Origin of the sequence: Paenibacillus sp. NRS-1760, from assembly GCF_050467785.1 — a bacterium.
Taxonomy (GTDB): domain Bacteria; phylum Bacillota; class Bacilli; order Paenibacillales; family Paenibacillaceae; genus Pristimantibacillus.
Genome location: NZ_JBITPK010000006.1, coordinates 213,780 through 225,524 on the forward strand (window position 1 = coordinate 213,780; position 11,745 = coordinate 225,524).

General features: G+C 43.2%; 16 protein-coding genes. All 16 read right to left on the reverse strand.

Going from position 1 to position 11,745, the window contains the following annotated elements; genetic code table 11:
* Positions 1 to 15: 15 nt before the first annotated feature.
* Complete coding sequence (gene flhB / locus ACIFSR_RS03400; protein ID WP_076269161.1) at positions 16 to 1,110, reverse strand: flagellar biosynthesis protein FlhB; 1,095 nt, start codon at positions 1,108 to 1,110, stop codon at positions 16 to 18.
* A gap of 13 nt (positions 1,111 to 1,123) precedes the next feature.
* Complete coding sequence (fliR, locus tag ACIFSR_RS03405; RefSeq protein ID WP_339208927.1) at positions 1,124 to 1,921, reverse strand: flagellar biosynthetic protein FliR; 798 nt, start codon at positions 1,919 to 1,921, stop codon at positions 1,124 to 1,126.
* A gap of 11 nt (positions 1,922 to 1,932) precedes the next feature.
* Positions 1,933 to 2,202, reverse strand: a complete 270-nt coding sequence (fliQ, locus tag ACIFSR_RS03410; protein ID WP_054028974.1) for a flagellar biosynthesis protein FliQ — start codon at positions 2,200 to 2,202, stop codon at positions 1,933 to 1,935.
* A gap of 21 nt (positions 2,203 to 2,223) precedes the next feature.
* Positions 2,224 to 2,931 carry a flagellar type III secretion system pore protein FliP gene (gene fliP, locus ACIFSR_RS03415; protein ID WP_430055128.1) on the reverse strand — a complete coding sequence of 236 codons (708 nt, stop codon included), beginning with the start codon at positions 2,929 to 2,931 and terminating at the stop codon, positions 2,224 to 2,226.
* A gap of 37 nt (positions 2,932 to 2,968) precedes the next feature.
* Entirely contained in the window at positions 2,969 to 3,568 is a 600-nt protein-coding gene (locus ACIFSR_RS03420) for a flagellar biosynthetic protein FliO (RefSeq protein ID WP_179089830.1), read from the reverse strand.
* Positions 3,569 to 3,625: 57 nt separating this feature from the next.
* The gene (locus ACIFSR_RS03425; protein WP_076269158.1) at positions 3,626 to 3,988 is read right to left on the reverse strand and encodes a response regulator; all 363 of its coding nucleotides are present in this window, start codon (positions 3,986 to 3,988) and stop codon (positions 3,626 to 3,628) included.
* A gap of 20 nt (positions 3,989 to 4,008) precedes the next feature.
* Positions 4,009 to 5,274, reverse strand: a complete 1,266-nt coding sequence (gene fliY / locus ACIFSR_RS03430; protein ID WP_430054945.1) for a flagellar motor switch phosphatase FliY — start codon at positions 5,272 to 5,274, stop codon at positions 4,009 to 4,011.
* Positions 5,264 to 6,265, reverse strand: coding sequence for a flagellar motor switch protein FliM (gene fliM, locus ACIFSR_RS03435; RefSeq protein ID WP_430054948.1), 1,002 nt, complete (start codon positions 6,263 to 6,265; stop codon positions 5,264 to 5,266). Before fliM ends, fliY begins: the two co-directional genes overlap by 11 nt.
* A gap of 37 nt (positions 6,266 to 6,302) precedes the next feature.
* On the reverse strand, positions 6,303 to 6,767 hold the full coding sequence (locus ACIFSR_RS03440; protein ID WP_076269156.1) for a flagellar basal body-associated FliL family protein: 465 nt from the start codon (positions 6,765 to 6,767) through the stop codon (positions 6,303 to 6,305).
* Complete coding sequence (locus ACIFSR_RS03445; RefSeq protein ID WP_054028981.1) at positions 6,764 to 6,991, reverse strand: flagellar FlbD family protein; 228 nt, start codon at positions 6,989 to 6,991, stop codon at positions 6,764 to 6,766. The genes ACIFSR_RS03440 and ACIFSR_RS03445 overlap by 4 nt, the downstream gene beginning before the upstream one ends.
* 56 nt (positions 6,992 to 7,047) lie before the next feature.
* Positions 7,048 to 7,866 carry a flagellar basal body rod protein FlgG gene (gene flgG, locus ACIFSR_RS03450; protein ID WP_076269155.1) on the reverse strand — a complete coding sequence of 273 codons (819 nt, stop codon included), beginning with the start codon at positions 7,864 to 7,866 and terminating at the stop codon, positions 7,048 to 7,050.
* A 116-nt stretch (positions 7,867 to 7,982) separates the two neighbouring features.
* Positions 7,983 to 8,360, reverse strand: coding sequence for a TIGR02530 family flagellar biosynthesis protein (locus ACIFSR_RS03455; protein ID WP_339208923.1), 378 nt, complete (start codon positions 8,358 to 8,360; stop codon positions 7,983 to 7,985).
* Entirely contained in the window at positions 8,360 to 8,893 is a 534-nt protein-coding gene (locus tag ACIFSR_RS03460; RefSeq protein ID WP_339208921.1) for a flagellar hook capping FlgD N-terminal domain-containing protein, read from the reverse strand. The genes ACIFSR_RS03455 and ACIFSR_RS03460 overlap by 1 nt, the downstream gene beginning before the upstream one ends.
* Before the next feature lie 41 nt (positions 8,894 to 8,934).
* A complete protein-coding gene (locus ACIFSR_RS03465) occupies positions 8,935 to 10,305 on the reverse strand; it encodes a flagellar hook-length control protein FliK (protein WP_430054954.1) in 1,371 nt (456 codons plus the stop codon).
* Positions 10,306 to 10,350: 45 nt separating this feature from the next.
* Positions 10,351 to 11,247: a MotE family protein gene (locus tag ACIFSR_RS03470; RefSeq protein ID WP_339208918.1), complete on the reverse strand. Its 897-nt coding sequence runs from the start codon at positions 11,245 to 11,247 to the stop codon at positions 10,351 to 10,353.
* A 46-nt stretch (positions 11,248 to 11,293) separates the two neighbouring features.
* A complete protein-coding gene (gene fliJ / locus ACIFSR_RS03475; RefSeq protein ID WP_076269151.1) occupies positions 11,294 to 11,740 on the reverse strand; it encodes a flagellar export protein FliJ in 447 nt (148 codons plus the stop codon).
* Positions 11,741 to 11,745 lie beyond the last annotated feature (5 nt).

Below are 11,745 nucleotides of genomic sequence, written 5' to 3' on the forward strand. Positions count from 1 at the left end.
CCACCTCCCGTAGTGTTATGATTTCAATCGGCCTTTCATCTTATATACATATGCGAGCACCTCAGCCACAGCTTGGAACAGATCTGGAGGTATGACATCCCCAATCTCCGCTCGTTCATAAAGCGCTCTGGCAAGCGGTTTATTTTCCATTGTCACAACACCGTTTTCTTTCGCTATTTCTCTAATGCGAAGCGCTACATGATCCATCCCTTTGGCGATGATTCTTGGCGCTTCCATTTTGGTTGCATCATATTTCAATGCAATAGCGAAGTGTGTAGGGTTGGTAATGATGACATCCGCTTTAGGAACCTCTTGCATCATACGCTGCATGGCCATTTTGCGTTGACGCTCACGAATGCGGCTCTTAATGATCGGGTCACCCTCAGATTTTTTGTATTCATCCTTAATATCCTGCTTAGACATTCTCAAACTTTTGTTATGCTCATAACGCTGATAGAAAAAATCTGCTAATGCGAGTACAGCGAGCACCACACCAATTTCTATACCTAGTTTTATCGTTAAACCCGCGGTAAAACTAAATATTTGTTGGATTGGCAAGCTAGCAAGCACTAATATACGGTTCCATTCTTTGGATATGGTCATATATACAAGCACTGCTACAATAAGCAGTTTTAAAACACTTTTCAAAAATTCGACTACTGTTTTAGCTGAAAAAATTTGCTTAAAGCCGTTGATCGGGTTCAATTTGCTTAATTTCATTTTTAGAGGATCACCGGTTAGCAAAAAACCGTACTGTACAACGTTGCCGAGGACACCGACAAGAACGGTTACCGCAAAGATTGGCAGTAAGATTAGCAGCATTTCAATTGCCACATCATTGAATAGCGACATAATGTTGCCTGTCGTAACATCCATCAACAGCCAGTCTTCAAACAGATTGCCGAAGAGCATCATGATATGTGTCTTGAAATAATTGCCCATCATAATGAAGCTCATAAAAACAAAAATTAATATTAATGAACCCGGTAAATCAGCCGATCTCGCAATTTGACCCTTTTTTCTTGCTTCATCCTTTTTCTTCGGAGTTGCTTCCTCAGTCTTCTCTTGACTGAAAAGCTGCAAATCAAGCTCTAGACGGTAATTTCGCATGGGATGCTTCCTCCTATTTCACGTCAGGCGGCGGTCCTTGCACGATACCGAATAACTGCTCCAAAGCATCAAACATGATGGAAAACAATCTTTCGAATATGCCAGCAAGACTTGGCATTAACAACACTAGCAAAATCATGCCTATAATTAGCTTTAGAGGTATCCCGATTACAAAAACATTGAACTGAGGAGCGGTTTTGGTTAAGAAGCCTAAGCCAACATCCGTCAGAAACATCGCTACTACTAACGGCGCTGACACTTGGATGGCCAGCAAAAACGTGTTTGCGAATGTTCTTGTTAAAAAATCAGTAATGCTGCCGCTCATTATTCGGCTAAATAAATCATTGGACAAAGGCATCCATTCATAACTGTCCATAAGGCCTGTTAATAAAAAATGATGACCGTTCATCATTAAGAAAACAACTAAGATCATCATGTATTTAAAATTTCCGAGCAATGGGGCTGACGTACCTGTATGGGGATCTACGATATTTGCCATTGCAAAACCAACCTGCATATCCATTAAGGCTCCCGCGGTCTGAACGACCGTGAAGAACAAGTAGACTACATACCCAAGCAGTACGCCGACCAATATTTCTCGAACCAGAACCAAAATATATTCAGCGTCCGGAACCATCGTCTGCTTCACGCCGTACGTTAAGAAAACGATAAACGAGATAAAAAATCCGAGCCCAATTTTGAAAACATTCGGCACGCCTCGCGACGAAAAAACAGGCGCTACGACGAAAAACGCAGTTATTCGACAAAAGATTAACAAAAAAATAGGGAAACCCTGTACGATCGCGTTCATACACTCACAACCTAACCGATGTAATTATGAAGATTGTTCAGCAGATTGTAAGTGAAGTCGATAACCGTATTTAGAATCCATGGGCCAAAAATGATGATGGACACGAAAACCGCTACAATTTTCGGAACAAATGCCAGCGTCTGCTCCTGAATCTGTGTTGTTGCTTGAAATATGCTGACTAGTAACCCTACGACCAAAGCAAGAACGAGCATTGGTGCACTGGCTTTCAAAACAACGAATACGGCCTGGCTGGCCAACCCGATTATGAAATCAGTACTCATCAAAAGTCCCTCCCTGCAGTATCACGTGTTGAAACTTAATAACAAAGATTTTACGATCAAATACCATCCATCTACTAATACAAATAGCAGTATCTTAAACGGCAAGGAAATCATAACAGGAGGCAGCATCATCATCCCCATTGCCATCAATGTGCTTGCGACAATCATATCGATGACTAGAAACGGAATGAATATCATAAACCCCATTATAAAAGCTGTTTTCAGCTCGCTTATGGCATATGCAGGTATTATTACTGTGATCGGAATGTCTTCAACTGAAGCTGGCTTCTCTGTTTTCGTATAATTCATAAAAAGCATTAAGTCCTTTTCCCTTGTATGAGAGAACATAAACTCTTTCATCGGGATTGAGGCTTCTTTAAAGGCTTCTGTTTGAGAGATTTGACCTTTTAAATAAGGCTGCAATGCAACATCATTTACTTGTGAGAACGTTGGAGCCATGATAAAGAAGGTCAGGAACATTGCCAGTCCAATCAACACTTGATTGGGTGGCATTTGCTGTGTTCCAAGCGATGTTCTTACAAAGCCCAGAACGATAACGATCCTAGTAAAGCTTGTCATTAGCACCATAATCGCTGGTGCGATACTTAGTACTGTAATTAATAGAAGAATGGATAATGCGCTAGTATCGGGCGTGTCACCGCTTCCGTTGCCAATATTGATGGATACGTCGGGTAACGGCTCGGCAAATGCTTGATTATGTAATAACATCGCAAGCAATTGAACAACAACGATTGATATCCACCACTTATTTTTCATCATCCATCAACCGTTCATTTGATTTAGATTCATGCAATAACGATTCCAATTGCTGCTTGCGGTCAGCTTGCTGACTAAGCTTATTTTGCAACAAATCCTGAAAGGAAGACGTCTTGTTCCACTGCTCGTTCGTAGGATCAGAGCCATTCGGATTGTTGCGATCTTTGAACTTCTTAAGTATTTGTGAGACTAAATCCTTTGACCAAGCCGATTCCTGTTGACGCTCCAGCGCTGAAATAACAGCACTTGCTTGCTCAGGATCATCTAGCTTGTCAATTAGAGTTATGTTCTCGCCGACGCCAACGATATAAATCCGACCTGCAATCTCGACGACCTGTAACGAGTTATTCTGTCCTAGCGCAATACCGCCGAGTGAACGAAGCGATCGATTCGTTCCCCACATGCGATTGCGCTGCGACAACCATTTAATGACTAAAATAATTAATACGATAACGATGGCAAGCGATACGATAACCCAAATCATGTTTCCCGCTAGATCATTTGTTCCGGTAAACATCATTTGTCCTTCATCGTTTGCGCTGCTGCCGCCTTGTGCCGCAGCAGCCGCAAATTGTGGCCAAATCGCCATCCCAAGAGCAGACACCATTGAAATGCGCGAAGCTATGTTAAACATAATGTCTAACCGTTATCCGAGTGTTTTCTTGATCGCTTCAATTACACGATCAGCTTGGAACGGTTTGACGATGAAGTCCTTTGCGCCTGCTTGAATCGCATCAATTACCATTGCTTGCTGACCCATTGCTGAACACATAATTACTTTAGCATTGCTATCAATTTTTTTAATTTCTTTCAGAGCGGAGATTCCGTCCATCTCAGGCATCGTAATATCCATTGTTGTCAAATCAGGTTTCAATTCCTTGTACTTCTCAACTGCTTGTGCGCCGTCTTGGGCTTCACCGACGACTTCGTAGCCGTTCTTTGATAAAATGTCACGAATCATCATGCGCATGAAAGCTGCGTCGTCTACGATAAGAATGCGGTTTGCCATCTTTTTATCCTCCTAGGATGCTATTGTAATTTTTGAATGCGGTCCCATTGGCTTACGATATCCGTTACACGAACACCAAAGTTTTCATCTATGACAACAACCTCGCCTTTTGCGATCAGTTTGTTATTCACTAGGATGTCGACTGGTTCGCCAGCTAGCTTGTCCAGCTCAATAATAGAACCTTGCGACAGCTCCAAAATATCTTTTATCTGCTTTTGGGTCCTTCCTAATTCTACCGTGACCTTAAGCGGTATGTCGAGAAGTAAATTGAGGTTTGTCTCATCTGGCTGAATAATTGGCGCATTGCCAAAATTAGCAAATTGCACAGGCTGTACATTAACATTTCGACTAGCTGCATGACCATATGTATGAGGCCCCGGCGGCTGCATCGACATGTCGTAGCCAGCTGCAGGTGTTTGATACGGCATAGAAGGCATTTGAGGCGCCTGTGAAGCCATATTCATTTGCGGCGGCACAGCGTTCAAGTGAGCTGCTGCAGCCGTTTCTTGCATTGCCATAGCTTGTTGTGCTGCCGGCGCTGCTGCAGCCGGTTGAGGCGCTGGAACAGCAGGCTGAGCTGGCTGATCATCTACCACTCCCATTAATATATCAACCATTTGTTTCGCAAACGGAATGGGAAGCAGCTGCATGATTGTTGAATCTATGAGATCTCCAATCGTAAGCCGGAATGATATTTTTATAAACATATCTACCGGTGGCAAATGCTCCATGCCATCACCGTTATTAACATCTAGAATGTCAATGCCCGGCGGCGAAATATTGACAAAACGATTAAATATCGTTGACATCGACGTAGCAGATGATCCCATCATTTGATTCATCGCTTCTTGAACTGCACTAATGTGAATTTCATTAAGCTCTTCTACAGTGATGTTGGTGCCTTCACCGCCAAGCATCAAATCAGCAATGATTTGGGCATCTTTTGTTTTTATGACAAGTGAATTAATGCCTTGAAAGCCGTCTACGTATTGCACACTAACTGCAACATGAGGCTTAGGGAAAATGTCAGCAAGCTCATCTTTTCTTACAATAGTAACTTGTGGTGTAGTAATATCTACTTTCTTGCCAAGCAACGTTGACAATGCTGTTGCCGCACTGCCAAATGTTATGTTTCCAATCTCACCCAGAGCAGACTGTTCCATATCGGATAAAAAGTCTGAAAGTTGTGTTCCGACTTCAGTGTGCTGCTCCGGTTCCGGCTCACTGGAGGATTGACGTAGCAATGCATCAATTTCCTCTTGTGACAAATAGTCTTTACTCGTCATAATCTTCTTCCACTCCTTCAGTGACAATCTCATCTACTTGAACAGCTAGCCGATCCTTAACAGAGCCTGCACTGCCAATGAATTTAAGCTTGTCTCCAACTTTAATGTTGAGACCATCATTAACTGATTTATTCAATGAAATAACATCACCAATATTCAGTCCTAGAAACTCTTGAATGGTTAGCGACGATTCGCCAAGCTCAGCTACGATAGGAAGCTTCGCTTTATTTACTCGCTGCTCCAATATTTCAACTTCCTCTGGCGCTCGAGCTTTCTTCTGCGATACAAACCAGTGATGAACAGACAGCCTGGACATAATCGGTTCAATAACGACATGCGGAATACAAAGGTTAATCATACCCGTCGTATCGCCAATTTTGGTGCTGAATGAAATGAGAGCGATCGTTTCATTGGGCGATACAATCTGCATGAACTGTGGGTTCGTTTCCAATGCTTCCAGCCTAGGAGAAATATCGATTACTGTTTTCCAAGCCTCCTGCAAGCCTTCAAACGTTCGACTGAAAATTTTCTCCATAATAATGGTTTCAATTTCAGTTAAGTTGTTGATTTTGGATGGCGCTATGCCTTGTCCGCCTAACATTCGATCCAGCATTGCGTACGCTACGTTTGGATGAACTTCAAGCACCATACGACCTTCCAGCGGCTCCGCTTCAAAAATTTTCAATATCGTCATCTTTGGTATCGAACGAATAAATTCATCGTAAGGCAATTGCTCGACCTGCACGACATTAATTTGAACAAATGTGCGAAGTTGTGCTGAGAAATAGGTTGTCAAGTACCGTGCGAAGTTTTCATGAATCCGCGTCAAACTTCTAATATGATCCCTCGAAAAACGTACGGCGCGTTTGAAATTATACACACTGACTTTTCGCGTCGTTTCTTCCTTCTTTAAATCCTCTGCATCCATTTCACCGGAATCCAAGGCAGCTAGTAGCGCATCAATTTCATTTTGCGATAAAACATCAACCAAATATCTCACCTCCTTCGAGGAATGTCTGCGTAGTCAGTTAAAGTGGAGCAAGTGTAAAGTCTGTGATTTCTACCTTAATCAACTTACCTTTAGGAATAATAGGATTGATTAAGTTGAGAAGCTTCGACTCAAGTGCGTCTTCACCTTGAGAACCCTGCAGCTCATCTGCTGTCATATCAGCAATAACACGGTTAATAATTGGGCGAACTTCAATCTCAAGCAGTTTATCAAAATCTTCTTTTGTTTTCTTCTTGTCGAGCTGGAAAGCAAAACTCAAAATAACGACATATTCACGATCTTTCAGATTTCTTCTGAATTCCTTTAATTCAGAAGTTACGGCCACACGCTCATCAGCCGATAAAGCTTTAACCTCAATCGTTTTTGTCTCCGTCGCCTGCTCCTTAGGGTCAGTAAAAAACGACTTGAACAAGATGATTGAAACAATGGCGATTAATGTTATAGATAACAAAATCGTAATTAACCAAGGTAGCATTTTCTTCATGACGATGGACCCTCCGTTTGCTCACTCTTTTGGGCCGCCGCAATAAGGCCAATTGTGCGAAGATACTGCCCATTAAGCTGCAACAGTTCCGTTGTTTTTTCTTTTACAACCAGCTTCTTGCCCGTCGTAAGTGTAATCACCGTATCCGCTGATTCTTCAATCATTTCAATTAATAAAGCATTTATTGTGACCTTTGTTCCGTTCAATCGCGTTACGGTAATCATCAGTTGCCCCCTCACACCTAGGGGAGGCGTTAAGCCTCCCGCTCGTTATGACTTACTTATCGTTTTAGATTAACTACCTCTTGCAAAATTTCATCAGAAGTTGTAATGATACGTGAATTCGCTTGGAAACCACGTTGTGCAACGATCATTTCTGTAAATTCAGCAGTTAAGTCAACGTTAGACATTTCCAGCTGACCGGCAATGATTGCGCCTGTACCGAATTCAGGATCAGTCGCGAACGTCATGAAATCCTCAATAGAAGCATCCGGATTAGCATTCGCTGTAACACGGTACATATTGCCGCCCAGTTTCTCAAGACCGCTTGGATTTACAACTTTGGCTACGCCAAGCTGTGCAACGGCTTCCGTACCATCCGCTGTTACACCCATGATTGTTCCGTCTTGACCAATGGAAAACGCCGTAATTGCCTCATCAAGTACGATAGGCTCTTGATCAACGCTTAGTACGAAGTAGCCATCGCCTGTAACAAGCTGTCTATTCGAATCAAGCGTAAAGTTGCCCGCACGTGTTAAAAGCATTTCAGAATCTTCGCTCGCTCTAACTACGAAAAATCCGTCTCCGTCAATACGAAGGTCTGTCGGTTGGTTCGTTGTCATTGCGCTTCCTGCGGTATGTACGGTATCGATAGAGCCGATAGACACGCCGAGTCCGATTTGTTTTGCGTTAACGCCGCCGCGTACGCCTTCCTCAGGTGCGGTAACGCCCGCAACCGTTTGGCTCAAAATATCTTTGAACATGACGCGACCTGCTTTAAAGCCAACCGTGTTCACGTTCGCAATATTGTTACCAATAACGTCTAGCTTTGTTTGGAAGCCGCGCATACCGGACACGCCCGAATACATCGATCTTAGCATTTTCGTAATTCCTCCTAGGGAATGGATTAAAATCTTATGGGCTTCAAAAAAATGTTAGCACTATCATAAACTGCTTCAATCGGTCCACAGCTTGAGGCTCCCTGATAGGTCCAGCCTTACGATAATATAATAGCGCTGTCTATTTGCGTAAATACGTTGCTTCGCATTTGCGCGCCATCCATTGCAGTCACAACTGTACGGCTTGGGACATTCACAATCATTGCAATGTCTCGGAAAACGATTAATGAATCCTGAGCGCCTTTGGATGCAGCCTCTTCGACCGCATTCATTATTTTGGTTAATGACTCTGGTTGCAAGTTAATGCCTCGCTGCTGCATTCTAACCTCGGCATGATGACTAAACTTTAAAACCTTGCCATTAAGTATTTCTTGAAATTCAGATGGTTGAGCTGTACGATTGGCAACTGTCTTGCTAGGCTGCAGAGGTGTCGACTTAACCGGGAAAATATGACCGATTTTTATGCCTTCACTCATTATTTATCAGCCCCTTCCTCAGCGCCAGCTGGATCCGAAGGATTCTTGTCTACGCCGTTATCTTCCCCTGTAGAATCCTCTGGCGGTGGTGTTTCACCCGTTGTTTCCGAGATAGAGTTGACATAATCAAGAGCAATCTCAGCTCCGCCTACCCTTGCATAAAGGAGACCATCCTTCGAAATAATGGAATCAACTACGCCTTTGGCGGTCTTGATTGCACCAGCATCATCATATTCATTCCATTCAATCGTCTTACCGATCAAGCTGGATGCTGAACCAATGTTTTGACGCATTAAAGATAGCTCGGTGGACATATTCATCAGCTGCTCTACAGAAGTAAATTGCGCCATCTGAGCGATGAACTCTTTATCCTGAAGCGGCTGCATAGGATCCTGGTTGCGAAGCTGCGTAACTAGAATACTTAGAAATTGATCTTTTCCAAGCGTATCCGTGTTTTTTTTGTTTGCTGCAGCTTGTACATTCTCTTTGCTGTAATTCGGCCAAACTACGCGAGTAGAAACGCTATCTGCCATTTCCGATCACCTCCGATCTCTCTAACCCTCTACTAACTCTACTACGCTTTAACGTTGATGCCTCTGCCAAATCCAAGACCCTGAATTGTCGCTTGTTGAACCATTTCGGTTTCAAATTGAGACTCATTCACAGTATCGTCAGTGTTCACAGCATTACGATTAGATGACTGCTGCTGGTTGCTTCCTTGTCCATGCTGCTGTTGAAACAGCTGCGCAGCTGATTGACCTTGCGAAACCTCAAGCTTATCTACCATAAGGCCTTGTGCTTGAAGTGCTGACCGCAGTTGAGCCATTTGATTATCCAGCATGTCCTTGGCCATTGCCGTATCCGTTTGGAAGATCGCGGTTAGAAGTCCATTTTGCATCGTTATTTTAACGTCTACTTGCCCTAAATGTTCAGGGTATAACATGATCTTCGCTTCTGAAACGCCATTCAATGTTGTAAGATCAAATTTCTGTACGATCATACCTGTCATGGATTGGGCAAATTCATCAGCGACAACAAATGATGTAGCTGCTGCTGCATTAGCAACAAGAGAAGTAAACGTCCGCATTGTATCCGGATTGTTTGTTCCAAGCTGCATTTGCGGAATCAATTCAATAGAAGAGTCAGATACATCTGATGCGATTGCCTGCTCCATACCCTGAACTGCAGTTGTTAATAATGCTGGATGGGCAGTTTGCTGTGACAGTCGTTGCAATAGCGTACTAACGTCTGCTTGCTGTACATTTTGAGCCGTAAACAGTTGTTGTGTAAAAGCGGTCGATTTCGTATGAGTCTTAGTCGTATCCACCGGCTCGCCTTCCAAAATCGCTGTTAACGCCTTAAGCTGTTGTGCCACCAAAACCGTTGGCTCTTGCTGTCCAACCAATTTTGTTGTTCCCTGCTGCAGCATCACTTGCATTTGCAGCAACGTATCCTGCAGGCTTGATTTGATATTTACTGCATTTTTCCCCTCTAATGAAATAGAGGAATCTTCCTCACCGTTAGTCGGTTGACCAATCGGTTGTTGAATAACAGGCACTGGAATGCCAAGCAGAGCAAGTAAAGCATTCATTTGATCAAGCACATCTTCCAACTGTTGGAGCTGCTGATCATCTTCAAGAGGAGCCTTGCCGTCTTCACCATTAGTTGCATCCAATTGCGCTAGCAAACCATCGATGATTGACATGAGGTCAGTTAATGTTGGTGCTACAGTAGCGCCATCCACCAAAGCCATAGCTTCCTTAGATACGTTTGCAACTAAAGGTGCAGCTTGTGTCTGACTTGTGCTGCCAGCGGTTTCGCTATTAATTTGCTGCACTAACGTTTTCTGAAACGCTGCTCCGCTTGTATTGCCGCTCGCTTGTCCCGTTGTTGTTCCTTGTGCTTGCGGTTGTACTACAGCAACTTGTGAAATGTTTATTTCCATTTTTCTCACCTCCTTTCAAATAGAGGGAAAACTTAAGGTCAGACATTAACTTCCTGTCATTAATTTAGCTACAATTTTTGCTGTAGTCGTTTCATTAATTCCAGACATTTCTGCAATAATGGATGATCTTGTTTGATTGTCCACCGCATTTAATATCCGAAGCACTTTGCTTGGACTCACATCTATCATTTTGATAAGAAGCTCTGCTGCGCTCTTTGCATTCATAGCTGTAAACGTTGCACTTAATTGCTCTTGATCAAGAACAGAGGAAGCAGGCTTCGTTGTTGGCGATTTCTGCGAATCAAGTCTTGCTTGAAGCGCGGCAATTTGCAAATCCTTTGCCTGCACGTTATCCTTCAGCTTCATCGCTGCATCAGCTGCCGTCTGAGGATTCATCTTCTCCATAATGCGCACTCGATCGTCAGGCCGCATATTTGCAAATACGAGCACTATTTCATCTAAAGTCATACTTTGCAAGATTGGAGCAGCTTTACTTGGCGTAATTTTGGAAAACATGCTTGCCAGCTCTTGAATTTTCGCTTGATACTGCTCATCCTCAAGCAATTGATCATCGTTTACACCTTTAAGCTGGATGTTATCACTTTCCAAGTCCTTTACTTCTTGCTCAAGCGTCGCTTTCGTTTGATTCGCAGCTGCCAGTTCGCTTTCAATTGCAGTAAGCTGTGTTTGCAAATCTGCAATTTTTGCTGACATATTCGCTGTCTTCAAAGCATCATCATTTCCAGGCCCGCCTGCAACCTTAGGCTCGGGAAGCACGTCTTTTAGAAAGGGAACTGAGTTTCCGGCTTCCAGCATTTTATTGCGGAAATCAATATTGAACAAGGTGTACAAAACACCGAGCAATACGATTGCGAATAAAATTGGTGTCATCAAAAACATAATTCTCTCTAGCGTGCTATAGCCTTGCTTTTCATTATCCATACCCGCCAATTCCACTCACTCCCTCTAGCCGGTGTCACGCATCACTTTATGGGGTTGGTATCATGAAACGGACGCTTGCCATCTCATCTAGTTCGTTCTGCTCTTTGATTTGCATCGCATACTGGAACCGATCACGCGCATGATCTTTTGCTTTAAGCCACACTTTCTCATCTTTCATCTTGTCTGAAAGCTTAAGTCGGCTTTGCTCAACCGCCTTCTGTGCATGCAACACATCTTTCAATTTGCTTGTAATGCAAGTGACCAAATAGTCCAAATATTGCTGAATAACTTGAAGCTCAGATAAAGGAACAGCAGTCTGTGAAGATTCAAGCAGCTTGCTTTCCCATTCTTGCTGCTTCGCACGCAATTGCTCTAACGACAATTCTTCAGCCGCTAGAGCACCAATGGCCGATGAAAGAATCCATTCCGCCTGTGTTTTTTCACTAGATTTTAAATCAACAACCTTTTGAAAAGTATAACGAAACGATGCCATCTCGT